This is a genomic window from Deinococcus deserti VCD115 (assembly GCF_000020685.1).
GTDB classification, from domain to species: domain Bacteria; phylum Deinococcota; class Deinococci; order Deinococcales; family Deinococcaceae; genus Deinococcus; species Deinococcus deserti.
The window spans coordinates 340,001-365,449 of record NC_012526.1 but is presented as its reverse complement, the minus strand read 5'-3'; the positions used below and the strand labels follow the sequence as shown (position 1 = coordinate 365,449).

Annotated in this window: 24 protein-coding genes (1 of these 24 running past the window's edge); 12 read left to right on the top strand and 12 right to left on the bottom strand. The window is 65.7% G+C overall.

Going from position 1 to position 25,449, the window contains the following annotated elements:
• Positions 1 to 678 precede the first annotated feature (678 nt).
• The gene (gene rnr, locus DEIDE_RS01835; protein WP_012692268.1) at positions 679 to 4,050 is read left to right on the top strand and encodes a ribonuclease R; all 3,372 of its coding nucleotides are present in this window, start codon (positions 679 to 681) and stop codon (positions 4,048 to 4,050) included.
• A 67-nt stretch (positions 4,051 to 4,117) separates the two neighbouring features.
• On the opposite strand, the gene DEIDE_RS01830 is transcribed toward rnr, so the two are convergent.
• Positions 4,118 to 5,212: an App1 family protein gene (locus DEIDE_RS01830; RefSeq protein ID WP_012692267.1), complete on the bottom strand. Its 1,095-nt coding sequence runs from the start codon at positions 5,210 to 5,212 to the stop codon at positions 4,118 to 4,120.
• A 93-nt stretch (positions 5,213 to 5,305) separates the two neighbouring features.
• Positions 5,306 to 6,085: an SDR family NAD(P)-dependent oxidoreductase gene (locus DEIDE_RS01825; protein ID WP_012692266.1), complete on the bottom strand. Its 780-nt coding sequence runs from the start codon at positions 6,083 to 6,085 to the stop codon at positions 5,306 to 5,308.
• A gap of 64 nt (positions 6,086 to 6,149) precedes the next feature.
• On the opposite strand from DEIDE_RS01825, the gene DEIDE_RS01820 reads away from it, so the two are divergent.
• On the top strand, positions 6,150 to 7,523 hold the full coding sequence (locus DEIDE_RS01820; protein ID WP_012692265.1) for a S8 family serine peptidase: 1,374 nt from the start codon (positions 6,150 to 6,152) through the stop codon (positions 7,521 to 7,523).
• Between the two features lie 67 nt (positions 7,524 to 7,590).
• Positions 7,591 to 7,761 carry a hypothetical protein gene (locus DEIDE_RS19350; protein ID WP_012692264.1) on the top strand — a complete coding sequence of 57 codons (171 nt, stop codon included), beginning with the start codon at positions 7,591 to 7,593 and terminating at the stop codon, positions 7,759 to 7,761.
• Between the two features lie 880 nt (positions 7,762 to 8,641).
• Here DEIDE_RS19350 and DEIDE_RS01810 read toward each other — a convergent pair.
• Positions 8,642 to 8,788: a hypothetical protein gene (locus tag DEIDE_RS01810; protein WP_162485372.1), complete on the bottom strand. Its 147-nt coding sequence runs from the start codon at positions 8,786 to 8,788 to the stop codon at positions 8,642 to 8,644.
• A gap of 61 nt (positions 8,789 to 8,849) precedes the next feature.
• Here DEIDE_RS01810 and DEIDE_RS17870 point away from each other — a divergent pair, with 61 nt between their 5' ends.
• Together DEIDE_RS17870 and DEIDE_RS01800 are read left to right on the top strand one after the other, a co-directional pair.
• Positions 8,850 to 9,443, top strand: coding sequence for an HAD-IA family hydrolase (locus tag DEIDE_RS17870; RefSeq protein ID WP_012692262.1), 594 nt, complete (start codon positions 8,850 to 8,852; stop codon positions 9,441 to 9,443).
• Complete coding sequence (locus DEIDE_RS01800; protein ID WP_012692261.1) at positions 9,440 to 10,108, top strand: hypothetical protein; 669 nt, start codon at positions 9,440 to 9,442, stop codon at positions 10,106 to 10,108. The genes DEIDE_RS17870 and DEIDE_RS01800 overlap by 4 nt, the downstream gene beginning before the upstream one ends.
• A gap of 9 nt (positions 10,109 to 10,117) precedes the next feature.
• Here DEIDE_RS01800 and aceF read toward each other — a convergent pair whose 3' ends face one another.
• The 3 genes from aceF to yedA all read right to left on the bottom strand — a co-directional run bounded on the left by aceF (position 10,118) and on the right by yedA (position 15,794).
• Positions 10,118 to 11,980, bottom strand: coding sequence for a dihydrolipoyllysine-residue acetyltransferase (aceF, locus tag DEIDE_RS01795; RefSeq protein ID WP_012692260.1), 1,863 nt, complete (start codon positions 11,978 to 11,980; stop codon positions 10,118 to 10,120).
• A gap of 100 nt (positions 11,981 to 12,080) precedes the next feature.
• Positions 12,081 to 14,810, bottom strand: a complete 2,730-nt coding sequence (gene aceE / locus DEIDE_RS01790) for a pyruvate dehydrogenase (acetyl-transferring), homodimeric type (RefSeq protein ID WP_012692259.1) — start codon at positions 14,808 to 14,810, stop codon at positions 12,081 to 12,083.
• A gap of 93 nt (positions 14,811 to 14,903) precedes the next feature.
• Positions 14,904 to 15,794: a drug/metabolite exporter YedA gene (gene yedA / locus DEIDE_RS01785; RefSeq protein ID WP_041226984.1), complete on the bottom strand. Its 891-nt coding sequence runs from the start codon at positions 15,792 to 15,794 to the stop codon at positions 14,904 to 14,906.
• A 94-nt stretch (positions 15,795 to 15,888) separates the two neighbouring features.
• On the opposite strand from yedA, the gene DEIDE_RS01780 reads away from it, so the two are divergent.
• The 3 genes from DEIDE_RS01780 to uvrB all read left to right on the top strand — a co-directional run bounded on the left by DEIDE_RS01780 (position 15,889) and on the right by uvrB (position 19,496).
• Positions 15,889 to 16,362 carry an Lrp/AsnC family transcriptional regulator gene (locus DEIDE_RS01780; RefSeq protein ID WP_012692257.1) on the top strand — a complete coding sequence of 158 codons (474 nt, stop codon included), beginning with the start codon at positions 15,889 to 15,891 and terminating at the stop codon, positions 16,360 to 16,362.
• Positions 16,362 to 17,267 (top strand): LysR substrate-binding domain-containing protein, encoded by a 906-nt coding sequence (locus DEIDE_RS01775; RefSeq protein ID WP_012692256.1) that lies wholly within the window; start codon positions 16,362 to 16,364, stop codon positions 17,265 to 17,267. The genes DEIDE_RS01780 and DEIDE_RS01775 overlap by 1 nt, the downstream gene beginning before the upstream one ends.
• Before the next feature lie 213 nt (positions 17,268 to 17,480).
• On the top strand, positions 17,481 to 19,496 hold the full coding sequence (gene uvrB / locus DEIDE_RS01770) for an excinuclease ABC subunit UvrB (RefSeq protein WP_012692255.1): 2,016 nt from the start codon (positions 17,481 to 17,483) through the stop codon (positions 19,494 to 19,496).
• 70 nt (positions 19,497 to 19,566) lie between these two features.
• Here uvrB and DEIDE_RS01765 read toward each other — a convergent pair whose 3' ends face one another.
• Positions 19,567 to 20,814, bottom strand: coding sequence for a uracil-xanthine permease family protein (locus DEIDE_RS01765; protein ID WP_012692254.1), 1,248 nt, complete (start codon positions 20,812 to 20,814; stop codon positions 19,567 to 19,569).
• A gap of 129 nt (positions 20,815 to 20,943) precedes the next feature.
• Between DEIDE_RS01765 and DEIDE_RS19730 the strand changes: the two genes are divergently transcribed.
• The 4 genes from DEIDE_RS19730 to DEIDE_RS01745 are packed head-to-tail and all read left to right on the top strand — an operon-like array spanning position 20,944 to position 22,781.
• Positions 20,944 to 21,351: a putative dsRNA-binding protein gene (locus tag DEIDE_RS19730; RefSeq protein ID WP_012692253.1), complete on the top strand. Its 408-nt coding sequence runs from the start codon at positions 20,944 to 20,946 to the stop codon at positions 21,349 to 21,351.
• Complete coding sequence (locus tag DEIDE_RS01755) at positions 21,348 to 22,031, top strand: HAD family hydrolase (protein WP_012692252.1); 684 nt, start codon at positions 21,348 to 21,350, stop codon at positions 22,029 to 22,031. Before DEIDE_RS19730 ends, DEIDE_RS01755 begins: the two co-directional genes overlap by 4 nt.
• Positions 22,032 to 22,067: 36 nt before the next feature.
• Complete coding sequence (locus DEIDE_RS01750) at positions 22,068 to 22,412, top strand: YraN family protein (protein ID WP_012692251.1); 345 nt, start codon at positions 22,068 to 22,070, stop codon at positions 22,410 to 22,412.
• Between the two features lie 57 nt (positions 22,413 to 22,469).
• Entirely contained in the window at positions 22,470 to 22,781 is a 312-nt protein-coding gene (locus tag DEIDE_RS01745; protein ID WP_012692250.1) for a hypothetical protein, read from the top strand.
• Positions 22,782 to 22,979: 198 nt separating this feature from the next.
• On the opposite strand, the gene DEIDE_RS01740 is transcribed toward DEIDE_RS01745, so the two are convergent.
• The 5 genes in view from DEIDE_RS01740 to DEIDE_RS01720 are tightly spaced (at most 36 nt apart) and all read right to left on the bottom strand, a layout consistent with a single transcriptional unit that may run on beyond the window.
• Positions 22,980 to 23,474 (bottom strand): hypothetical protein, encoded by a 495-nt coding sequence (locus DEIDE_RS01740; protein WP_012692249.1) that lies wholly within the window; start codon positions 23,472 to 23,474, stop codon positions 22,980 to 22,982.
• A gap of 36 nt (positions 23,475 to 23,510) precedes the next feature.
• Complete coding sequence (folK, locus tag DEIDE_RS01735) at positions 23,511 to 23,999, bottom strand: 2-amino-4-hydroxy-6-hydroxymethyldihydropteridine diphosphokinase (RefSeq protein ID WP_338032133.1); 489 nt, start codon at positions 23,997 to 23,999, stop codon at positions 23,511 to 23,513.
• Between the two features lie 26 nt (positions 24,000 to 24,025).
• Positions 24,026 to 24,391, bottom strand: a complete 366-nt coding sequence (gene folB / locus DEIDE_RS01730) for a dihydroneopterin aldolase (protein WP_012692247.1) — start codon at positions 24,389 to 24,391, stop codon at positions 24,026 to 24,028.
• Positions 24,388 to 25,224, bottom strand: a complete 837-nt coding sequence (folP, locus tag DEIDE_RS01725) for a dihydropteroate synthase (RefSeq protein WP_012692246.1) — start codon at positions 25,222 to 25,224, stop codon at positions 24,388 to 24,390. Before folP ends, folB begins: the two co-directional genes overlap by 4 nt.
• 29 nt (positions 25,225 to 25,253) lie before the next feature.
• A protein-coding gene (locus DEIDE_RS01720) for an ImmA/IrrE family metallo-endopeptidase (RefSeq protein WP_049760425.1) crosses the window boundary here: on the bottom strand, positions 25,254 to 25,449 show its end. The gene runs 599 nt beyond the window's last position; only the last 196 of its 795 coding nucleotides appear in the window; its start codon lies beyond the right edge, outside the window — the gene reads right to left on this strand; the stop codon is at positions 25,254 to 25,256.

The window sequence follows — 25,449 nt, the reverse complement described above, 5'->3', positions numbered from 1 at the left end:
AAGACTGGCCTGCTCCACCCCACAGACAACAGCCTCCGGGCGCGTCCTGAACACCCAGGTGCGTTCATGCCAAGAGTGAAAAAACAAGGTGAGGTGCCGGTCGAAGCTGTGACTGACGCCGTATCCGCCGAACAACCCATACAGAACTCAGGCCAGCGGCGCCGAAACAAGGCCGCCGCGCCGCAACAGACGGAGGACACCGTTACGACCAAGAAATCTACCGCCAGACGTGGTCAGGCGGCTCCGGCAAGTGAGCCGGCAGCCGACGCGCCCGTGACCCGCCGCCGGAAAAATGCTGCAGCTGAAGCGCCTGTCGCCCAGGCTGCGCCTGCCAGGCGTGGCCGCCCAGCACGCAAAACGCCAGCCTCTGCCACAGAAGCCGAGTTGCCTGCTTTCACGCCTCCCGAGCCTGAGGTGAGTGCACCTGTCAAACGCGGGCGTAAACCCAAAGCCGCCACGCCACCGATTGAGGCAGCTTCACCAGCTGCTGTTGACGCAGTCCAGGAAGATGCCATTCCCGAGAGTGCTGCGCTTCCCGAAACTGCTGCGGATGAGCCGGCAGCCCCGGTCCCTGTTTCCGTCAAGAGACGCCGGGGCCGTCCTGCCAGGGTCGCCGCAGCCGAGCCGGCGGCTCCAACCGCGGCCAATGATGACACCATCCTGGATGACCCTCGGCCGATGCTCAGCCCGGACCCGGTCGAGGCGGAACCCGCCACACCGCCGGTCAAGCGTGGCCGGAAGCCCCGGGCCAAGGCGATGGAACCCACACCTGCGCTAGCCGATGCAGAGCCCATCGAAGTTGCTGGCGGCGGCCAGAGCGCCGAGCCTGTCATTCTGGAAGTGCCCAAACGCCGCGGGCGGCCCCGTAAGCAGCCGGCTGCGCTGCCTTTGCTTGATGGTGTGGAACCAGTAGAAGCCGGCGAGGCGCCTGCCGCTGCGGTCCAGACCATCACCCAGACCACCCAGGAACCCCTGGTGGATTCCTCGGCGGTCAACGCTGATCCGGCGGGAGCCGTCGTCACCGGCGGGGCCGCACAACCGCTGTCCGAACCAGCCGCCCCCAGGCCCAGCCGCCGCCCCCGCAAGGCCAAAGCTGCCACACCGACGGCTGACGTGGAAGTCCAGGTGCAGAACGAGGCCCCTGTGGCCAGCACTCCTGAAAGTGACCCTGAACCCGCTTCTGAAGCCTCAGAAGACACGGATACCGACACGGACCTGCTCGAACGCGATCCTGCGCAGGCACTGGTCGTGGCACAGCTGCGTAAGCTGGGCCGCCCGGTGCATGTCCGGGATCTGGAGCGCACCTTCACCCGCCAGATGATGAATCGCCTGGGCGACTGGCGTGATCTGGAAGCCCTGCTGGAAACCCTGGTGGAGTCCGGCACGGTCGTCCGCACCCGCCGGCGCACCTATGGCCTGCCCGAGGCGATGAGCCTGGTGCGCGGCAAATTCCAGGCCTCGGCTGCGGGGTTCGGCTTCGTGGTGCCGGATTCCGGTGGCGAAGATTATTACATCCCGGCCGAGCAGACCCTGGAAGCCTGGAACGGTGACATCGTGCTGGTCCGTATGGAAGGACGCGGTGACAGTGGCCGCGGTGGGGGCCCCCGCCGTGGGCAGCGCGGCGACGGCAATCCGCGCGCTTCGGTGGTGCGTATCGTTCAGCGCGCCTACTCGAAGCTGGTCGGGACGCTGGAATTCCACCACGGCCACCCCATCCTCAAGCCCGACGACCACCGCGCGCGTCACCGCATCCTGGTACTGCCCGAAGGGCTCGAAGGCCTGCAGGCCGGCGCCCGTGTGGTCACCGAGCTGTTCTGGCCGGAAAATACCGGTGAGGATGAGGTCTTTGGTCAGGTTGTCCGCGTACTGGGCGAGCAGGATGATCCTGAGACCGAAACCGAAGCGGTGATCGTGAAGTTCGGCCTGCGCGGGGAGTTCCCCGGCGAGGTCATGGCTGAGGCGGCTGCCATTCCGACCGAGATTCCCGCCGAGGCCCTGGTGGGGCGGCTTGACCTGCGTGAATTCAACATCTTCACGGTAGACGGCCGCGACGCCAAGGATTTCGACGACGCCATTCACATCCAGCCCACGCCAGAAGGTACCTTCGTGGTGGGGGTGCACATCGCGGACGTGAGTCATTACGTGCGTGAAGGCACACCGCTTGACGATGAAGCCTACGCACGCGCCACCAGCGTGTACCTGCCGGGCCGCGTGCTGCCCATGCTGCCCGAGCACCTCAGCAACGGAGTGTGCAGCCTGGTGCCGTACCAGGACCGCCTGACCATGACGGCCCTGGTGGAGCTCAGCGCCGAGGGCGACATCCTGGACGTCAAGATTGCACCCAGCGTGATCAACTCCAAGGCGCGGCTGACCTACGACGAGGTGCAGGCCTACAGCGAGGCCACCGCGACTCTGCCGGACCACGCCCGCCACCTGGAAGGCGACCTGCACCTGCTGCTCAAGATCACCTCCAAGCTGCGTCAGAAGCGCCTGCGCGAAGGCTCGCTGGACTTCAAGATGCGCGAGGTCAAGGTGGACGTGGGCCCCGACGGCCGCATGGAACTCATTCCGATCCGCGAGGAAACTGCGCGCGGCATGATCGAGGACCTGATGCTGCTGGCCAACAAGGTGGTCGCGCACTACCTGCTGCAGCGCGAGATTCCCACCCTGTTCCGTATTCACGAGGAACCGACCCTGCAACGCTTCCAGGAAGTCTCGCAGGCCATCGGGCGGCTGGGGCTGGCTTTCCCCGGCGGCGAGCCGACGCCGCAGGCGTATCAGGCGGTCCTGAAGCAGGTCCGCGGAACACCGCGCGAAAGCGTGGTCAATACCCTGCTGCTGCGCTCCATGCAGCAGGCCAAGTACGCCGGCGAGAACCTGGGACACTTCGGGCTGGCCTTCGACGAGTACCTGCACTTCACCTCGCCGATCCGCCGTTACCCTGACCTGATGGTGCACCGCGTGCTCAAGGGCGTGCTGGGTGGGGAGCTCAAGGCTGGCAACCGCGAGGTTGCGAAGCTGCAGGGCCGCCTGCCAGCCATGGGGGACCACACCAGCGACCGCGAGCGCACAGCCGCCGAAGCCGAACGTGACCTGACCAAGTACTATCAGGCCAAGTGGGCCCAGGAGCACCTGCAGGAAACCTTCGCCGGCAACGTGTCTGGTGTGGTGGCCAGCGGCCTGTACGTGGCGCTGGACAACGGGGTGGAAGGCAAGCTTCATATTTCCAACCTGGACGACGACTACTACGTGTATATCGAGGACGCGCAGATGCTGCGCGGACGCTCGGGCGGCCGCACCTTCCGCCTGGGAGACTCGGTGACCGTGACCATCAGTGCCGTCAACCCGATGGCCCGCATGATTGACCTGACCCTCGGGGACAGCACCCAGGAGAGAGACATGAACGAAGTAAAACCCCGCGCCCGTCGCCGCGAGGAACGCGAAGCCGAGCGGCGCGAGAAGCTGCAGAGCGTCACGCCCACTGCGCCGCGCAAGTTCACGCTGGATGACCCTCAGCCAGCCGTGCAGAGCGCTCCGGCCCGTCAGGAACGTACGGGCGCAGGCGGACGCGGCTACGAGCGTGACCGCAGTGGCGACCGCCGCGGCCCTGGCCAGCAGGGCCGGACCTTCGGCGGCGTGTCCATGGGGCCGCGTCTTCAGGGAGGTGCGCGCCGCGTGATCACCCTGGAGCGTCCCCGTAACGAGCACCTGCGTCCGGTCAACATCACCGTGCAGCGCATGTACTTTGGAGACTGGACCCTGGAGAACATGCCGCCTGAAGAACCGCAGGGCGGGCGCGGAGGACGCTTTGACCGTCCCGACCGCGCCAGCAGCGAGCGCGGCAACCGCGGATACACACGCGGCAGCAATGACCGCGGCGCAGTAGGGCGTGTGAACGGCCGTCCTGGCGGCCCTCAGGGGCAGACGCAGCCGGCTCCACGCGCTCCACAGGCGGCGGCGCCCGTCAGTGACAGCCAGAGCGACGAGGCCAAGCGCCGCCGCCGCCGCCGTGGTCGCCGCGGCGGTACCGGTGGCCAGTCCCAGGACTGAAAAAGACCGATAAGCGAGGGGCCACAGCATGTGCGCTGTGGCCCCTGCTCATGTGCATCCAGGCCTCTCAGGTCTCGTAGCTGCGCGCCACACTGGTCAGGACGCTGCGGTATTCCCCCGGAGTGATCAGGCCCATGGCCATGGCGTGGCTGGCCGCGTTCAGGCTGTCGGCGGCCAGCACCAGGTCCACTCCAGCCTTGCGGACCTCCTCACGCAGCTTCAGCACACCCTGATCGCGGGAAGCTTCGGTCACGTCACGGATATACACCGCCAGAACCCGGTTGGGATGACGGCGCACCACCTCGGCGTAGATCTCGGGATCCTTCTCACCGCTGTCTCCGACCAGCACGAAAGGCAGCTGCGGGTATTTGCGAAACAGCTGCTCTATGACGGTGTGCTTGTAAGTGCCGTGGCCGGACAGCAGATCAAAGCCCCAGTTACGCAGGAACAGCGGCCCCAGCGGAATCCGGCGGTATTCCAGAAACTGCCACAGCAAGTCAAAGAAGTTCCAGGGGCTGCTTGAAACATAAAAAATAGGGTTGCGGGCCTCACCCTCGCGGGTCAGGGCACGGTACAGGGCCCCGACACCTGGAAACGGCAGGCGGGTCCGAGCGTTGCCGCTCATGACGGTCTGCAGCATGCGCGCCACACTGGTCACGTCCGACTTGATCACAGTGTCGTCCAGGTCGCTGATGATGCCGTAGCGGGCTGCTGCAACCACCTGCACGCGACCAGGCGTGACGCCCTCGCGGCCGCCGATCTGCAGTGAGACCTGATGCCAGCCACTGGCCAGCGCTTCAGCCGGCGCAAACGTCAGCGTGAAGTACCCGTCCGAATCACTGACGGCGGAAACACTCTGGCCTCCCAGGGTGCCTGTAACCGTCACGCCGCCGACCTCGCGCGACATCATGCGGCGCAGGATGTTCTGAACGTTGCGCAGCCGGCGGTCGCCCTTGCGGGCGGGATGAATCGTGCGGGGCAGCAGCACCCGGCCCGACAGCTCGACCTGCTCGGGGGTGCCCCAGCCGACATAAGGCTGCAGAATCAGCTTGCCCCGGGCACGGCGGGGTTGCAGGTAGCCACTGGCCACCCGGTCGACCACGGTCACCAACCGTTCCAGTACCGGCAACAGGGCCTTGAAAGCAGTCTTGGCGGAGCTCACCCGCCCAGTGTAAGCGGCCTTCAGCCCGCTCGCCTCAAGGTGGCCTTAAAGCAGCGGTGATCTGGAGATCACTTCAGGGTCCCAGCAGGCACGTCAGTTCGGGTGGTTGTAGCGCCGGCGAATCAGCCGGCGAACCAGCAGGTCACCCACGCCAGGAAGCGCTGCGTCCAGGAAGGCCAGCGCCCGGTAAGCCCCGGGAACAATCACTTCCCGTTGCGGGTGGTCCATGACTGCGGCCACGGCCCGCGCAACGACTTCCGGCCCCGGCATGGGCAGGCGTGCGCTGGCGGTCATCTCGCTTTTCACGAAGCCGGGGGCGATCAGGCTGACGTTCACGCCTGTCCCCAGCAGTTCGCGGCGAAGCCCCAGGCTGAAGCCGCGCAGGCCGAACTTGCTGGCGCTGTAGATGCCGTTGGTCGCGGCGCGCCCGGCCACCGAGCCGATGTTGATGATGTGGCCGGAACCACGCGCGCGCATATCCGGCAGCGCCAGCCGGGTCAGCTCAATGGGGGCTTCAAGATTGACCCGCAGCACCCTCATGGGGTCCGGGTCCTCCCACCACCAGCCCTGCTCCACCGTGACGCCGGCATTGTTGATCAGCACGTCAATGTGCCCGTAGTGTCCGCGGGCGACCTCAATCAGATAACGGCGGGCGTCAGGGCTGGTTACGTCGGTTGGCACGGCAATCACTCGCGTGCCACTGGCGTCCAGTTCCAGGGCCAGCTGCATCAGCTGATCGGCCCGGCGGGCGGCCAGCACCAGGGTGTGCCCCCGGGAGGCCAGTTCCCGTGCCGTGGCCCGCCCGATCCCGCTGGAAGCACCCGTCAGCACCACCACGCTGGGCAGGACCTGTTTCGGCTGGGTTGTGGTCATAGCGTGATGGTATCCCCAAGCGGGGCTCAGGTGAACATCAGGCGCTCAGAGGAAACTGCGGGATATGCGCCGCACCTCACGTCTGCCGGTCTCCTTCCCGACAGGGTTCTCGCTTCTGCTGGTGCTGGGTGCGATGCTGTCAGGTTCTGTCAGTGCTCAGCAGGCTGCTTCAATCCCTGCCCGGCCGATCAGCAGCCCGGCAGCCCTGCCCGAGCTGCAGCCGGTTGTCTCTCCCCTTCCGTCACTGGTGCCCGTGTTTACCCCGCAGCCTGGGACCGCCGCGCCTCGTCCTACACCCCTGACAGCGCCGAAGCCCACCCCGAAACCTGCACCTGTAACGTCCACGCCGGTTCCCCGCCCAAGCGACCCACTGTTTGAGCGCCAGTGGAACCTACAGAGTATTCAGGTGCCTGGAGCCTGGGCACAGCTGCCTGCCAACCGGTCCTGGGGCCCGCCGGTCACCGTGGCCGTGCTGGACACCGGGTATGTCGACAGCCCCGAACTGCGCGCTCGGGTGGTGAACGGCTACGACTTTGTCAGCAACCCTGCCCGCTCTGGAGACGGCGACGGCCGTGACCGCGACGCCAGTGCCACCGGTCAGTACGCCTACCACGGCGAGGTGATTGCCAACCTGATTGCCGCCGCACACGACGGGCGCGGCATGGCGGGGCTCAACCCGCAGGCCCGGATCGTGCATGTGCGCGTGGCGGGCAACGACGGTCTAATTGAAGTGGGGGATCTGGTCGACAGTCTGAAATGGGCTGCTGGGATTCCGGTGCCTGGAGTGCCGACCAACCCCAACCCGGCCCGGCTGCTGAACCTGAGCCTGTATGCCGACTTCATTCCCTTGACCCGCTGCGACCCTCGGGTGCAGGCGGCCGTGGACGCCGTGACCGCCCGCGGCACGCTCGTGATTGCCGGGGCAGCCAACGACGGCGCCGACGCTGCCGGATACTCACCAGCCGGGTGCCGGAACGTGCTGACGGTGACCAGCGTGACGCACAGCGGGCAGCGCCCGACCTATGCCAACTGGGGCCGGAGTGTCGCCCTGGGTGCCCCCGGCGGAGAGCAGGGTCACGGGATTCCTGCCAGCAGCCTGAGCGGCATGAATGGGGAACGCAGCCCCGACGGCACCAGTTTTGCTGCGCCACATGTCACGGGGGTAGCCAGCCTGCTGCTGACCGTCCGGCCCCGCCTGACGCCAGCGCAGGTGCGTGACCTGCTGACCCGCACCGCCACCCCGTTTTCGGGCGGCTGTGATCCTGATCCTGCCCGGACCTGCGGCGCGGGGTTGCTGAACGCCTCGGGAGCGCTGCGGGCCGCGCTGGCCTCAGCTACAGGAGCAGCCAGCCCAGGACCTGGCGTGAAGGCGTCCCCAGCGCCGGTCCGCCCAGCGCCTGCCCCTGCCCGAGGCTCTTCAGGAGCGACGAGCCGCTGAGCGGTGATCCCGCCGGGACCACCTGCCCTGCCTGAACCGGTAGGCTGGCTTTCATGAGGTCAAGCAAATGAACGCTCCTGCGTGGCGTGTCTGGCTGGTGACGGCGCTGGTGGCTCTGTGGGGAGTCCTGGCGCTCCGTTTCGTGCAACGCGGTGAGCTGGTGATGGCCGGGCTGTGCGCGCTGCTGATGGTCGTCAACGGCATCACCCTGTGGCGCCTGACGCGACACGGAAAGTAAAGTCAGCGTCCGGAGTAAGCCGGCGGACGACCGGGAGTGAGCTTAGGGTGAAGCGTGACAGGTGGTGGCCCCGCGTGCGGAAGCGTTGGGTGATCGTATGCACCGGGAGCACCTGCCTGGGCGTCATCCACGACTGCGAAGGTTTATAAAAAGCCCAACCACCGCCCAGGGTGACGGCAGCATGCTGGCTCGGACCATCTGTGCTGCGCCAGATCAGGAGCGTGCCCGGCTGATCGACCCGTCCGCCAGGCGACGCACGCTTCTGGAGAAAAGCTTCAAAAGGAACGCGCTGCATCCAGGCGTGCTCGGCACCTGTCAGGCCTGCTGCTCCCATGACAGCACCAAAGCAGTTGCCAGCCTGGCCTTTTGCAGCAGATGTTCCCGCCAGTTCCTGAACACGCGGCAGCAGTGGCGCGGCGCGGTCACACACCTCCTGCGGCACCCGGCCATGCTGGCAGGGGCAGCCCCGCCCGCAAAAAGGCGATTGAGGACAGTCGGCGTCAGCGGTTCAGGCCTCGAGAGGAAGCGCCCCCTCTTAAGCGCTGGAAGCAGGTCGGCATAGTGCTGGCCCAGCGGCACGTTGCCTCGTCTGTGCCGAACCTGTGTATAGAGCAATGCCCGCCGCATAGGCTGTGCCAGCCCTGCCCACTGGCTGGCCGTCAGCCAGGCAACCCGGTCGGCCTCCCCGGCCACATTCCAGATGGTGAAGTGTCGCGCTCCTCCGGAGTCCAGGCCTATCCACTGTGAGGGTGAGTGGACAGGCCCAGATCCCGACTTTCTCTGGCCGTCAGGAAAAAGGGCTGTCTCTGTGAGGCAAGCGAGCTCTGCCAGCAGCACAGATCTGCCGGAGTAACCGGAATGCTCAGGACCCGCGCCGTCTTCACTGCCCGGTACGTAGCAGCGCCTGCCCCTGGGCCAGGTCTTCCAGGGAAGTCACGCAGCGGGGGCCAGCGCTGAGCATCAGCAGCGGGTCACCTTTTACACAGGAGACCTGCCCTGGGAGACCGTCAGACACAGAAATCCGCATGGTCAGAGTGTCACGTGCGTCGGTGCTCCGGCGCATCGGCCATTCCCGTTAGACTCACGCGGTGCACCCTGACACCCATGTCCTGCTGCTTGATGTCGATGGCGTTCTGGTCACCCCGCCGGAATGGTTCGGTGTCAGGCTCCTGCGTGAGCACCCGGAGCTGACCCGGGAATTTTTCCAGACTGCTTTTTTTTCCGCTTCGACCGGAAAGAGCGACCTGCGCACACACCTGCCTCCGTTCATCGCGGCTCTGGGGCGCACCCAGACCACTGACGAGTTCCTGCGCGAGTGGCTGGAGTCGGAGAATCACCCAAACACGCCGCTGCTCGACGATATTCGTCAGCTCCGCGCCTCCGGCTGGCGCAGCTATCTGGCCACCAATCAGGAAGCGCACCGCACCCGGCACCTGTTGCATGAAGTCGGCCTGAATCAGGTGGTGGACGGCGAGTTCGCAAGTTGCACGGTGGGTTACCGCAAGCCGGACCCGGAATACTATGCGGAAGTGACCCGGCGGCTGGCCCTGGCTCCGGAGCAGATCGTGTTCTGGGACGACAGTGCTGACAATGTCGCAGCAGCGCGGGCGGCAGGTTGGCAGGCTCACCTGTATATCGGCCAGACCCACTTTGGGCGGGTCATGTCAGGCCAGGGCACATGAACGCGCTGGAGCCGCTGCTTCCTGTCCTGCAGACCCTTGAACCCCTTGGGTTGCCCGCAGGGTCCCTGCAGGGCTGGTATGCCTACGCCAACCAGAAGCAGGCGGCGCGGCTGGCACAGCACCTGAAAGAGGAATTCGGCGTGATTCTCAGGACCTTCCCGGCGCAGGTGGATCACGCCTATCTGCGCTCGGATGCGTTTGAGGCCAATGTGGTTCAGGCGGTCCGTGCCGCTGAGGTGGCCGAATCCGAAGACAAGCTGCGCTTTATTGCCCGCGCGCTGGCAAGTTGCACCCTGTCTTACGTGACTCCCACGATCGACCGCTTTCAGACGCTCCGGCTGATCGAGGCCGTCTCTGACCGTGAACTTCGTGTGTTTGTCGAGTATTTCCGGGGACTCGACCCTATCGATCCTTTTTCCGGGTTTCTGCTGGTCAGCACGCCATTCACAGTCACCGGGCTCTCCAGGCAGGAAGCGAGCGCTGCCCTGCTTGGGCTGGAGCAGCTCGGGCTTCTGGCGAAAGAACAGGTGCCTTCACAGGATGATTGGGCCCACCCGCCAGACCTTGCCTGGACACTGACGGCACTGGCCCGGCAGGTCGCCGTGCTGGGCCGCCTGACTGGCCATGAAGATGGCCCCGACCTCTACGAGTCGGGGCCCTTCTGAAGGGGTGGCTCAGAGCGAGATCAGGAAAGGATCTTCCAGCGACTCGCAGATGAAGCGCACGAAGCGGGCAGCGTCCGCACCGTCGATCAGGCGGTGATCGTAGGTCAGCGAGACCGGCAGCATGTTACGAGGCTCGAAGCTGCTGGTCTCCTTGTTCCACACCGGCTCGAAGCCGCCGCGTGAGACTCCCAGGATGGCCACCTCGGGCGAGTTCACGATGGGCGTGAAGGCGTGCCCGCCAATGCCTCCCAGGTTGCTGATGGTAAAGGTCGCACCCTGCATCTCGTCAGGCTTGAGCTTGCGGTCACGGGCACGCCCGGCCAGTTCGCTGAGTTCCAGCACCAGGTCGGTGATGCTCTTGCGGTCAGCGTCCTTGACGACCGGGACCAGCAGGCCCACCGGGGTGTCCACGGCCACGCCGATGTTCACGTAATCCTTGTACACCACCTGCTCGGCGGCCAGATCCAGGCTCGCGCCGAACTTGGGGAACTTGTGCAGCGCATTGGCCACGACCTTCATCAGGATGTGGGTCATGGTCAGCTTGCCGCCGGCCTTTTCCACGCGCGCCGCGAAGCGCTTGCGGGTTTCTTCCATCAGGGTCACGTCGGCCTTGTCGAAGTGCGTGACCATGGGAATGGTGCTCCAGGAGGCGGTCATGGAGCGCACGGTGGCCTTGCGGATCCCGCTCATGTCCTCGCGGCGCACCCCACCCCACTTCTCGAAGTTGGGCAGAGCCACAGGTGCAGCAGCGCGGGGCGCGGCAGCTGCCTGGGCCGCTGGAGCAGCCGACGCAGCAGCAGTCGTCTGGCCCTGAGTGCCAGCCAGGGTGCGCCGCACGTCTTCCTCGCTGATGCGCCCGGCAATGCCGGTGCCCTGCACCTCATAAATGTCCACGCGCAGTTCCCGCGCCAGGCGCCGCACACTGGGAGCCGCAGGAATGAGCTGGCGGCCGTCGTAGGACTGGGTGTTGTAGGGACGCTCGGCTCCCGGCTGCTGGGTGGCGGGCTGGGCGCGTTCCGGCGGCAGACTGGCACTGTTGGCTGCAGCGGGGCGTTCGCTACTGAGACTGGCGGTGGCCGGCGCGTCCTGCGCAGGAGCGGACTGGGCGGGAGCTGCCTGAGCTGGTGCGTTGTCCTGAGCTGCGGGCGCCGCCGCTGCCGGAGCTCCTCCTGCCAGCGTGAGCAGCACGCCACCGATCCGCACCGGGTCTCCGACCTTCACATTCACAGCCTCAACGGTGCCGGCCGCACTGGAAGGCACCTCGACCACGGCCTTGTCGGTCTCCAGTTCCACCACCGGCTGGCCCTCGGTGACCGTGTCCCCGACGTTGACCAGAATGGACACGATGATGCCCTGCTCGATGTTGTCTCCAACGTCCGGCAGCGTGACCTGCTGGGCTGAGCCACCAGCGGCCGGTGCAGCCTGCTGCGGGGCTGGCGCACTGGCTGCCGGCACCTGCCCCCCACCCTGATGCGCCTGTTCCTTCTGGCTTTCCACCTGGGCAGCTGCGACACGGTGGGCCGTTTCTGCCTGATCCGCTACGGTGCTGGAATCCGGCTCGGCGGCGTTGTCGGGCAGGTTGCCAGTCTTCGCGGCTCCTGCGTCAGCGGTGGCTGGTGCGGCACCAGAGGCAGTTCCGCCCCCCAGCGTGGCAATCAGGCCGCCCACCGGCACGGTGTCTCCGACCTTCACATTCACGGCTTCTACGGTTCCTGACGCACTGGCCGGTACTTCGACCACGGCCTTGTCGGTCTCGATCTCAATGATCGGCTGGCCTTCGGTGACGGTGTCACCCGGGTTGATCAGCACGGTCACGACCGTACCTTTCTCGATGTTGTCCCCCACGTCGGGGAGGTTCAGCTGGGTCGCCATGGCTCACGGCTCCTTATGGGTCAGGAAAAAAGGTGGGGGCGGGCGCGGTGTCTATTGTTTCAGTCCGGGCCCACCCGTCTACGCGGGCTCGCCTTAACGCTTAGCGGAGAACCGGGGCTTCGCGCTCCGGGTCGATGCCCAGGTCAGCGATGGCCTTGGCCACCACGTCGCCGGCGACCTGACCGTCACGCTGCAGGGCGTACAGGGTGGCCAGCACGACGTGCCGGGCGTCCACCTCGAAGAAGTCGCGCAGTTCCTCGCGCGCCTCGCTGCGGCCGAAGCCGTCGGTACCCAGGGTCCACAGCTTGCGGTCCAGGTGACCGTTGAGGCCGTCGGCACCCAGCTTCACGTAGTCGCTGACCGAAATCAGGACGCCGGGGGCGTTTTCCTGGCTGAGCTGCTGCGCCACGTAGGGCACGCGGGGGGCTTCCAGGGGGTGCAGCATGTTGTGACGCTGGGCCAGCAGGGCGTCCTGATGCAGTTCCTTGTAGCTGGTCACGCTCCACAGATCAGCTGCCACACCGTAGTTCCCTAGCAGTTTGACAGCTTCCTGCGCCGCGCCCATCGCCGGGCCGCCGGCCAGCAGCTGTGCGCGCAGCTTGGCGCCCGTGTTCCCGGACGACTGGAAGCGGTAGAGGCCGCGGATGATGCCCTCGCGGATTTCCTCGCGGCTGCGCCCATCGTCGGGCATGGCGGGCTGCTGCTCGTTCTCGTTGTCGATGGTGACGTAATAGAACTCGTCGATGCCGTCCACGTACATGCGCTGGATACCGGTCTCGAAAATTACAGCCAGTTCGTAGGCGAAAGCCGGATCATAGACCTTGAGGTTGGGCACGACGTAGGCCTGCAGCTGGCTGTTGCCGTCCTGGTGCTGCAGTCCCTCGCCCGCCAGGGTGGTACGCCCGGCAGTGGCCCCCAGCAGGAAGCCGCGCGCGCGCTGGTCAGCGGCGGCCCACACCAGGTCCCCAATGCGCTGCATGCCGAACATCGAGTAGAAGACGTAGAACGGGATGGTCGGCACGCCGTGGTGGGCATAGGCCGTACCAGCGGCAATCCAGGAGGACATCGCGCCGTCTTCGGTGATGCCCTCTTCGAGCATCTGACCGTCCTTGGCTTCCTTGTAGGCCATCAGCGAGCCGAAGTCCACCGGGCGGTAGGTCTGGCCGCGAGGGCTGTAGATGCCAATGCGCGGCACCAGGGCGTCCATCCCGAAGGTACGCGCCTCGTCCGGCACGATCGGCACGATGTATTTGCCGATCTGCTTGTCGCGCAGCAACTTGCTCAGGATGCTGACGGCGGCCATGGTGGTGCTCACGGCGCGCTCGCCGCTGCCCTTGCTGAATTCCTCGTAGAACTCGCCAGTAGGAACGTCCAGCTTGGGATACTCCACCTTGCGCGCAGGAATCGGACCGCCCAGCGCGGCGCGGCGCTCTCGTACGTACTTCACTTCCGGGCTGTCCTCGCCCGGGTGGTAGTAGTCCAGGTGCTCGACCTGCTCGTCGGTCAGGGGCAGTTCCAGCAGGTCGCGCAGGTTCTTCAGCGCGTCAAACTCCAGCTTCTTGACCTGGTGGGCGACGTTGCGGGCCTGCGCGGTCTCGCCCAGGCCGTAGCCCTTGACGGTGCGCGGGATGATGATGGTGGGCCGGCCCTTGTGCTTGATGGCGCTGGCGTAGGCGGCGTACACCTTGTGCACGTCATGACCGCCACGGTTAAGCAGCTCCAGGTCGGCGTCGCTCCAGTCGGCGATCAGTTCCTTGAGCTCGGGGGTGTTGAAGAAGTGCTCGCGCAGTTCCTTGCCCCCGAAAGCGGCGTAACGCTGCGATTCGCCGTCCACCAGCGCCTCGAAGCGCTTGACGATGTGGCCGTTGTAGTCCTTCTGGAGCAGTTCGTCCCACTTGCTGTCCCAGATGACCTTGATGACGTTCCAGCCTGCGCCGCGGAACAGCGCCTCGAACTCCTGGATCACCTTGGAGTTGGCGCGCACCGGGCCGTCCAGGCGCTGCAGGTTAGCGTTCAGCACGAAAATCAGGTTGTCCAGGTTCTCGTAGGCGGCGAAGCGGATGGCGCCCACCGACTGCGGCTCGTCCATCTCGCCGTCGCCCAGGAACGCCCAGACCTTGGCGTCACCGGCCGGCTTGAGCCCCCGGTTTTCCAGGTACTTGATAAAGCGCGCCTGATAGATCGCCTGAATCGGTCCCAGGCCCATGCTGACGGTCGGGAACTCCCAGTAGTCCGGCATCAGCCAGGGGTGCGGGTAGCTCGACAGGCCCTCGCCTTCCTTGCTCAGCTCGCGGCGGAAACGGTTCAGGCGGGCCTCGTCGAAGCGGCCCTCCAGAAACGAGCGGGCGTAGACCCCGGGCGAGGCGTGCCCCTGGTAGAACACCAGGTCGCGGTCCTGGCCGGCGCCGTGACCACGGAAGAAGTGATTGAACCCCACTTCCAGCAGTTCGGTGGCGCTGGCGTAGGTCGACAGGTGTCCGCCGATGCCCTCGCTCTTCTTGTTGGCCTTGACCACCATGGCCACGGCGTTCCAGCGCATGATGTTGCGGATCTTCCGTTCCAGTTCCAGGTCGCCGGGGTACTCGGGCTGATCTTCAAGCGCAATGGTGTTGATGTACGGCGTGGTCTGCTTGAACTCGATCGGCGCACCGTGAAAGTAGGCGTAGTGGTCGAGGTCTTCGAGCAGTTCAGCGGCGCGCCGGGTACCCGCATTCGCCACCACATAGGCCAGCGAGTCGAGCCATTCCTGCGTTTCGACGCTGTTCAGCGCCGCGCGTTCCTGCGGAGGCAGACCCGCACGGGGCGGGCTTTTCAGGGCAGCTTTCGTCATGCTCCCCAGTCTAGGCTTCTGCTTTCCACACTTCCAACACGCGAGTATGCATGGACTCACCATGAGTGCTGGTTAATCGGGGCGAAGACAGCGTCACCCCTCTGTGCGCTGTCCTGGCCATACGACCAGTCCGACCCCCGCCACGATGACGGCCAGGGCCGCCCAACCCAATGCTCCCAGCTGCTCTCCACCCAGCATCACGCCCAGAATGATCGCCACCACCGGGTTGACGTAGGCGTAACTGGTGGCCAGGGCCGGGCGGGTATGGGCGACCAGATACATGTAAGCGCTATAGGCAAGCAGACTGCCGAAGACCGTCAGATAGACCAGCGCCCAGACACTGGCGGCCGTAGGAGTGCCCCAGCGTTCTCCCGTCAGCACACTCAGCAGGGCGAGAACCGCCCCGCCGGTCAGCATCTGCGCGGCGCTGCCCATCAGGCCCCCAGGCAGCGGCAGACGGCGCGACCATTGGCTGCCAAAGGTCCAGCACAGCGGCGCCAGCACCAGCAGCATGGCCGCCAGAGGTGTAGCGCGCAGCTCTCCCAGGTTGAGCAACACGACCCCAACCAGACCCACACCGATCCCCAGCCACTCCCGGCGCCGGGTGCGCTCTCCCCACAGCGCTGCAAAAATGCCGGCGAACAGCGGCGACACGGCAATCATCAGGGCCGCGACGCTGGAACTCGCGTCGCGCTCGGCCAGGGTCACGAAGCCGGTGCCACCACCCAGCAGCAGGGTGCCGATCACTGCGCTCCAGGCCCACTCGCGCCGGGTCGGGGCCGCAGCACCCCGCATCCGCAGGAACAGGTACAGCAGTATGCCCGCCACCACGAAGCGCACCCCGAGCATTCCCAGAGGAGGTAGGCTGCCGATAGCCACCTTGATGGCGTAATAGGTGCTGCCCCAAACCACGTACACCACGGCGAGGGCCCCCAGCACCGTTAACGTCAGAGGAGCAGGTTGAAGCAAGGGCCGTGTCGTCATGAACGCAATCTTAAGAGTCAGGGCAGGGGCGCGTACAGTCAGAATCTAAGGTGTAAATGCACTGCAACCCCCAATGTTAAAGTACTGGGCAGGTATGACTTACGATTCCCCGCGTCCTCTCGACGAAACAGGTCGTCTTCTCCTCGCGGCCCTTCAGGAGAATGCGCGGCTAAGTTTCAGTGAACTCGGCCGCCGGGTGGGACTCAGTGCACCGGCCGTGGCCGAGCGGCTCCGCCGACTCGAAGACGCGGGCGTCATCCGTGGCTACCGCGCCGAGATCAATCCTGGCGCGCTGGGCCAGGGACTGCAGGCCTACCTGCGCCTGACCCTGCGGTACGGGCAGGAGGACGCCTTTGTGGCGGAACTGGGACGGCTGCCGGAGGTCCTGTCGGCTGACCGCGTGACTGGAGAAGACTGTTACGTCCTCAAACTGGCTGTGGCCGATACCTCGCACCTGGAGACCGTCATTGGCGTCATGAAGCGTTACGGCGAACCGGTGACCTCGATCATTCTTTCGAGCGTGCCTCTGTCCACCGTTCCGGGCGCAGCCCCGGTGCGGGGACGCTGATGGAACTCCGCCACCTGCGACATTTCGTGGCCCTGGCCGAAGAAGAGCATTTTGGCCGGGCAGCTGAGCGCGTCTTCGTGGTGCAGCAGGCGCTGAGCAACTCGATCCGTAATCTGGAAGACGAAATCGGCGTGCCGCTGGTGCTTCGGACTACCCGCCGCGTGCAGCTCACTCCGGCCGGGCAGGAATTCCTGATCGGCGCGCGGGAAACGCTGGCGCTGGCAAGTCAGAGCGTGGACCGGGCCCGGCGCGCGGCCCGTGGAGAGGTCGGCCGCCTGACGGTCGGCTTCGTCAGCGGTCTGGCATTTGGGGGCCTGCCGGAAATCGTGCGGCGCTTCCGCGAGCTGTACCCGAACGTCAGCGTGGACCTGCGTGAGCTGACCGCGCAGGAACAGGAAGCTGCCCTGCGCGGCGGTCTGATTGACATTGGCCTGATGCTGCTGCCCGTCCGGGATCCGGGGCTGGATTCGCGCGCGCTGTGGCGCCAGCCGCTGGTCGCGGCGCTTCCGGCCGGGCACCCGCTGGCACGCAAACGCCGCCTGACCATTGCCGCGCTGCGCGACGAGCCCTTCGTGTTCTTCCCACGGCACCTGCGCGCCACGTACTTCGACCAGGTCATGCGCTGGACGTCCACGGCCGGCTACACGCCCAATGTCGTGCAGGAGGCCATTGAGGTCCCAACACTGCTGTCCCTGGTGGCCGCCGGCGTGGGCGTGTTCCTGCCCATTCAGTTCTTCAGCCGGCTGGCCCTGCCGGGAGTGGTGTACCGCCCGCTGGAGGACGCTCCCCTGGTGGACATCGTGGCGGTGTGGAACCGCCAGCGCCAGCCGGCCAATCCCATCGTGAAGGCGTTTCTGACGGTGGCGCGCGAGGCGCTGGACGCACAGGAACAGCAGGCTCTCTGACGTTTTACTTCTGGAGCGTCTACCCGGAGTTGCGCCGGGTAGAGCAGGCGCCGCTCCACTCTGCTGCTTGCCTCACTGGCTTGCCCAAGCATTCACGTCCGCCATCCGGCTTACCTTCCTCTTACGTCAGGGGCGTAAACTGGGGGGATTCGTTCGGCGTTCAGCCTGCGCCATCCCGCCCGTTCTGCCGTGCTCTCTGCCTGTGGAGGTTTCATGCTCAAGGTCAAATCCGCATTTACCCCGTCTGGCGACCAGCCCACTGCGATCCGTTCCCTGGTGGACGGCCTGGACAGCGGCCTGCGCTTCCAGACGCTGCTGGGAGCCACCGGTACCGGGAAAACGTACACCATGGCCAAAGTGATCGAGGAAACGGGGCGCCCCGCGCTGATCATGGCGCCCAACAAGATCCTGACGGCCCAGCTGGCCAGTGAATTCCGGGAGTTCTTCCCGGACGCTGCGGTGGAGTTTTTCATCTCGTACTACGACTATTACCAGCCTGAAGCGTACGTCCCCGGCAAGGACCTGTTTATCGAGAAGGACGCGGCGGTCAACCAGGAAATCGAGCGGCTGCGGCATTCAACCACCCGCAGCCTGCTGACCCGCCGGGACACCATCGTGGTGGCCTCGGTGTCGTGTATCTACGGTCTGGGCGACCCCAAGGAATACACCGCGCTGAACCTGATTCTGAAAAAGGGCGATGCGGTCAGCCGCGACGAGATTCTGGGACGGCTGGTGAACATGCAATATGAGCGCAACGACATCGAGATGATGCCAGGCCGCTTCCGGGCCAAAGGCGAAATGATCGAGGTGTGGCCCGCCTACGACGAGCAGCCGCTGCGTATTGAGCTGTGGGGTGACGACGTGGAGCGCATCAGCGTGGTGCATCCGCTGACCGGAGACCGGCTGGCAGACCTCGACGCCACGGTGGTGTACCCCGCCAAGCACTACGTGTCCAGCGCCGGAAATATCGAGCGGGCCATCGGCACCATTCAGCAGGAGCTCGACGAGCGGCTGGACTATTTCAAATCGGTGGGCAAGCTGCTCGAGGCGCAGCGCCTCAAGGAACGCACCCTGTACGACCTGGAGATGCTCAAGGTTCTGGGCTACTGCTCGGGCATCGAGAACTACTCGCGGCACATCGACGGCCGGGCGCCGGGCGCGACGCCCTACACCATGCTGGACTACTTCCCCGACGACTTCGTCACCTTTATCGACGAGTCGCACGTCACGGTCCCGCAGATCGGCGGCATGGCCAACGGGGACCGCGCCAGAAAGCAGACGCTGGTGGATTACGGCTTCCGCCTGCCCTCGGCCATGGACAACCGCCCGCTGAACTTCCAGGAGTTCATGGACAAGACCGGTCAGACCGTGTTCGTCTCGGCCACGCCGGGTCCCTTCGAACGCGAAGTCAGCGACGCCGTCTCGGACCAGATCATCCGGCCGACCGGTCTGGTGGACCCGCCGGTCACGGTGCGGCCCATCAACGGGCAGGTAGAAGACCTGCTGGGGCGAATCCGCGAGCGCACCGCCATCGGCGAGCGCACCCTGGTCACCACCCTGACCAAGCGCATGTCCGAAGACCTGACCGAGTACCTGCTGGAAAAAGGAGTCAAGGCGCGGTACATGCACAGCGACATCGACTCGGTGGAGCGTCAGGTGATTATCCGGGACCTGCGGCTGGGACACTATGACGTGCTGGTCGGGATCAACCTGCTGCGCGAGGGTCTGGACCTGCCGGAAGTCTCCCTGGTGGCCATTCTGGACGCCGACAAGCCCGGCTTCCTGCGCAGCGAGCGTGCGCTGGTTCAGACCATCGGGCGCGCCGCCCGCAACGTCAACGGTGAAGTGATCCTCTACGGAGACACGATTACCCCAGCCATGCAGTTTGCGATGGAAGAGACGGCCCGGCGCCGTGAGAAACAGACATCCTACAACGAAGCTCACGGCATCACGCCAACCACCGTTATCAAGGGGGTGCGTGACGTGATCCGCGGTGAGGAACAGCCTGAGGAAATCAGCTCTGCCACCCTGGGCAACGACCGCGACAGCCTGACCGCGCAGCTCACCGACCTGGAACTCGACATGTGGCAGGCCAGCGAGGACCTGGACTTCGAGCGCGCCGCCAGCCTGCGCGACCAGATCCGCGCCATTGAAGCCAAGCTGCAGGGCAAGGAGTTCCAGCAGGCCACCGTGCCCGGACAGAAGGTCCGGCGCAAGGGCCGCCGCTAGACGTAAGCTGACCGATACAAGACAGGGGCGCCTCCTATCTGAGAGGCGCCCCTGTGTCGTGTGGCCTGCTTCAGTGCAGGGTTCGCTCCTTAGGGTCGTCCGCCTCAGGCCGCTGTGCTGGCAGAATCAGGTTCGCAATGATGCCCACCAGGGCTGCCAGGGCCATGCCCTGCAGTTGCAGGTTGGTGCCAGCAATTTCCACTGGAAAGGCAGCCCCGCCCAGGCCCAGCACCAGGATCAGAGACACGACGATCAGGTTGCGGCTATGTGCGAAGTCGATTTTTGCCTCTGACAGGGTGCGGATGCCTACCGAGGCGATCATGCCGAACAGCAGGACGCTCACGCCGCCCAGCACGCCCTGCGGCAGGCTCTTGAGAACAGCAGCCAGCTTGGGAGAGCAGCCGAAGAGGACGGCAAACACCGCGCCGATCTGCAGGACACGCGGGTCATAGACCCGGGTCAGGGCGAGCACGCCGGTGTTCTCGGCGTAGGTGGTGGCCGCTGGGCCGCCCAGCGCGGCCGAGCTCATGTTCGCGATTCCGTCGGCGAACAGGGTCCGGCTGAGTCCAGGCTTCTCCAGAAAGTTCTTCCCGACCACACGGCCGTTGACGATCACGTCTCCCACGTGCTCAATAAATGTCACGACCGCCACAGGCGCGATGATCGCCACGGCCCGCCAGTCAAAGGTCGGGGCATGAAAGTCAGGCAGGCCCAGCAGCGGCGCCTCAGCCACCGCCCTGAGGGCAGCGGCGTCCACCTGACCTGTCAGCAGCGAGACCAGATATCCAGTGACGACGCCTATCAGGATAGGAATCATCCGGAACAGCCCGCGGCCCCACAGGCTCGCAATGACGGCGGCGCCGAGCGTGACCAGCGCCAGCCACCAGTTGTTCTTGGCCTGGTTCACAGCCACGCTGGACAGGCCTAAGCCGATCACGATAATGACCGGTCCAGTCACGACCGGCGGAAATACCTGCAACAGGCGCTGGGTCCCGAACACCTTGACCAGTCCTGAAAACAGCAGATACATCGCACCAGCCGCGATCAATCCACCCGCGGCAGCGGCTGGTCCCATCTCCTTGACCACCAGGGCAGTCGGCGCAATGAAGGCGAAGCTCGACCCCAGGAAAATCGGGACCTGCCCCCGCGTGAGCAGGTGAAACAGCAGCGTGGCCAGACCGGCACCAAACAGCGCCACACTCGGCGAAAGTCCCACCAGGATCGGCACAAGGACCGTAGCGCCGAACATGGCAATGGAATGCTGAAGGCCCAGAACAAGGCGGCGGGCGGGTTCGGCGTGCGCTCGTAGGTCGGTCATGAATCCTCCGGAAGTCAGGCTGCGCCGCCGCCATAGTGGGCGACCTGGGACACAGACCCATTCAATTGTTCCGGAATGGCAGCTTAGCGCAGGGCGGGGCGTGGCATACCCACGCGCTACGCTGAGCACATGAACGCGAAAGGTGACCTGATTGCCCGGCTGGTAACGCTGGGCCGCGCGGCCCCGGTGTTTGAGGTTGAAACCCACGGCCCCGCACACGAGCGGCTGTTCCGTGCAGTGGTGATGGTAGACGGGCAGCAGCTGGGTTCCGGCGAGGGCCGCAGCAAGAAGGACGCTGAGCGGTTGGCAGCGGAAGAAGCGTTGCAGGCACTGGGCAGCCCCCGCAGCCCACAGGCCGCGGCGGAAGGACCGGTTGACGGTGCATGGCCTATCTACTCGGCTGTGCTGGCTCAGGCTCTGGAAACCGCTCTAGAACTGGCTCCTGAAGAAGCGTCACTGGACGAGGTGCGTGGAGCCGCCGCCCGGCTGTACCGCGGCCTGTTGCAGGACCTGGGGCACGGGCCCCTGAGCGAATGAGCGCCGTCACACGGGCGCAGGGCTGGCCCTGGCGGCCTGCCGGCGTGCTGTTCGACATGGACGGCGTGCTGACGGCCAACAATGCCTTTCACCGTCAGGCGTGGCAGGAGGTCGCCGCCGAACTGCTGAAGTTGAATCTGTCCGAGCACGACCTGGATACCAAGGTCGACGGTGGGCGCAATCCCGAGATCATCGAACGCCTGACCGGCCGGGTGCCGGACGAGACGCTGGCCCGGACCTTTCACGACGCCAAGGAGGGCCGCTACCGCGCTCTGGCTCAGGGGGCCCTGCGGGAAGTGGCCGGTTTGAGTGGGTACCTGGACGTGCTGGATTCACGCGGCATTCCCTTCGCCCTGGTGACCAGCGCCGACGCGGTGAACGTCGCCTTCGGCATGGAGGCGCTGGGGTTCGGAGACCGCTTCCGCTACCGGGTGCTGGGTGAGGACGTCACGCGTGGCAAACCTCACCCCGAGCCCTTTTTGATGGGCGCCGCACGCCTGGGACTTGATCCGGCCGACTGCCTGGCCCACGAGGACGCGGTCAACGGCGTCCGCAGCGCAGCGGGCGCCGGCTGCCGGGTGGTGGCCCTGAGCACCACTGCCCCGGCCCACGCCCTGCTGAGCGCCGGGGCTGAGCTGGCCGTGCCCGACTTCCGGGAGTGGAGCAGCTGGCTGGCATGAAGCCCCCGGTGAGTGGTCCGGCATGAAGAGGCCAGCATGAGGGGAGCTGACGCCGAGGCTCGCGCCGCTGCCCATCTGCAGGGCCTGGGCCGCGAGCTCCTGCAGCGCAACTACCGCATGCGGGGCGGTGAAATTGATCTGGTCACGCGGGAGCCCTGCGGAACGCTGGTGTTCACGGAAGTGCGTCAGCGCCGCACCCGGAGGCACGGAAGTGCTGCTGAAAGCGTCACGTCACGCAAGCTGGCGCTGATGCACCGCGCCGCCCAGAGTTACCTGATACGCGAACATGGCCGCGATGACCTGCCGTGCCGGCTGGAGGTCGTGACCATCGATGGTCCGGCAGACAACGGTGTGCTGCAAGTGCTTCCCTTGAACACCTAGGGTCTCAGACCACAGACGACCATAGGCCAGAATTCACGATGAGCTAGAATCCGGAATATGCGACCTGCCTACCTGACCGCTGCCCGGGCCCTGCAGCTTGGGCGCGAGTGGGCGGTGGAAGGTGAGCAGCACCGGGCCCTGGACGCCTACAGCGAGGCGCTGTCTCTGCTGCGTGGCCTCCCCCCGGAGCGGACGCGCGATGTACTGCTTGCACACACCCATCTGGCCTTCTACCAGACCCTTGCGCTGGGAGGCAGTCAGGACGGCCAGGAGCACCTGCATCTGGGAGTAAGTTACGCCCGCAGCACCCGTGACCCGCTGGCCCGCGCCATCGCCGAGGAATGCCTCAGCGGTGAGGTGGCGCTGTAACACGAACTGCCTCTTCACGGCGCCACTGAGCTCCGGGCGCAACGACCCCTCGAAATCGCGGTTAACGATCCTGCCCTCTATCGTCCTGCTGAAGAAACGAAGGGAACGGAGTCTGGAGAAAACCGGGGGGATTCAACACAAGAAACAGGCGCCGCTTCTGGACTCTCTTCCGGAGCGGCGCCTGCGGCTTCACGATGCTTACTGATTGGGCAGCTGCACCTGCGCGACGATTTTGCCTTCTTTCTTGCTGTACGAGCAGACCAGCGGCAGTTCACCCAGGGTCTGGGCCGTACCCGCACGGGTCAGGCCGATGGTAACCGGCAGGGTCATGGTCCAGCCACCCTGCTGCACCGGCTGCACGGCCTTGACAAGCTCGACGGAATCCGCCTCGAATTCGGCGTGAACGTGATCGTTCGGGCCCAGCGGCTGCCCCTGCGACACGAGGGTCTTGAGCGGAATGCTCTGGCCCATGGCGCCCACGGTCAGGTTCTCCGTATCCTCGGCGTGTTCCTTGCACTCCTGCAGGAACTTGTATTTGCTGATGCCGTGGGTGTCACGGTCACTGTACAGCGGGTTGGCGCGGCTGGTCACAACGACCACAAAGCCCAGCAGCAGCAGGCTCAGAAGAATGGCCAGCCACAGCAGTGGGCGTCCGGCACCACCACGGCGGGAGGAAGAGGTCTGGTTACTCATGCTGAGACCCAGCATACCGCTCCACGCGCCCCGGGCCTATCTGTGTCCCCTGAAGGGAGACCATTCCAGCCCAGCCACACTTACACCGGTAAGCTCCACCCGCTTCAGCGCCTGCGCCACGGTCTCCCCAGTCAATGGATGAGCCAGAGCCGGGTTCAGATCGTTAAGGGGGCACAGCACAAACCCCCGCTCCCAGGCACGGGGATGCGGCAGTGTGAGAAGGGGGCCCGCATGAACCTGATCGCCATACAGCAGCAGGTCCAGGTCCAGCACCCGCGCCTCCCAGCGCTCACGACGTTCCCGCCCGGCCTGGTCCTCCAGACGGTGCAGGGCCTGGAGCAGCGCGTGCGGGTCGAGACTTGTCCGCAGGTGCAGCGCAGCGTTCAGGTAGTCCGGCTGGCCAGGGGGACCACCCACCGGGGCCGTGCGGTACAAACGCGATGACGCGTGCACGTCCCCCAGGCTGGTGACGGCTTCACGGGCCCAGCACAGCGTGCCGTGGGCGTCGCCCAGATTCGCTCCCAGCGCGACGTAGGCGTCATTAGAGACGCTCAGCTGGCCTCCTCCTGCTCCAGGTTAAGTTCAGCGTATACGTCACGGAACACCCCAGGCAGCGGGGCGAACGGCTTGTGGACCCGCACCAGGACACGCCGCAACCGGGGCTCGTCGCGCAGCAGCCGCCGGGCAATGCTGGCGGCCAGCACCTCGATCAGCTGGTGGCGCTGCTGGGTGACTTCCTCCTTCACAGCCGCATAGACCACGGCGTAGTTCACGGCCTCTGAGAGGTCGTCACCTATATCTGCAAAGGAGTAATGCAGCTCCACGTCCACCACAAAGCGGGCGCCCAGCACAGCCTCTGTGTCGTAGACGCCGTGCCGGGCATGAAATTCCAGCCCTTCCAGGACAACGCGGCTCATGCCTGGAATTCTAATGCTGCCTGCACCCGCAGGGCCTGAACATGGGCCTCGGCGGCGTGCGCCCGCACCACGGCAGCCCCGTGACGCGCCGCGTGCAGATGAAGTGCCAGAGTGCCCGGATCACGCTCCGCGGCCTCCGGGACTCCAGCCAGAAAGTCAATCAGACGCTTTCGGCTCACTCCCACCAGCACCGGAAAGGGCCCAGCCGTCAGATCATCCAGCGCACGCAACAGGGCCAGATTATGATCGCGCGTCTTCCCGAAGCCGATTCCGGGGTCCAGCAGAACATCCGGCAGGCCGGCAGCCAGCACATGGACAGCCTGAGCTCGCAGGTAGCCGTAAACCTCGGCCACCACATCCTCGTAGTGCGGGCGCTCCTGCATGGTGCGGGGCTCGCCCTGCATGTGCATGACGCAGGCTGGTGCACCAGCTTGGGCACAGACCCGCACCATTTCGGGGTTTTGCAGGCCAGTCACGTCATTGATCAGGTGTGCGCCAGCCTTCAGGGCGGCGTCCGCCACCTCAGCCTTCATCGTGTCAACGCTGATCAGCACGTTTTCCTGCGCCATGACGCGCAGCACCGGCAGCACGCGGTCAAGCTCCACTTCAGCCGGGACCGGATCAGCACCGGGGCGGGTGCTTTCGCCGCCTATATCCAGGATCAGCACGCCAGCTTCGCGCATGGCTCTGGCCCTGGACAGCGCAGCTTCAACAGCAGCGTGACGCCCTCCATCACTGAAACTGTCAGGCGTGACGTTCAGGATGCCCATCACGGCGGTGCCCGTCCAGTTCACTGCCCAGCGCCCCTCCGCGGCGCGGTGTGCCCCGGGCACTGGAAAGCCGAAGTGCAGCTGGTGCCGCTTCAGGACTGGTCCCCTGGAGCTTCCGGTTTATCTGCATCGGGCTCGCTCCGCCCAGCAGGCAGGGCAAAGCTGACCAGAACGCGTTGCCGCTCCGGGAAAGCGTCGACGTAGGCTGGCATGCGGCGCCCCGAACGGAACGGCACGTAGCTGTCCTGCGCCAAAGGAAGCCGGGTATCGAGCGCCAGTGCCGCCGGA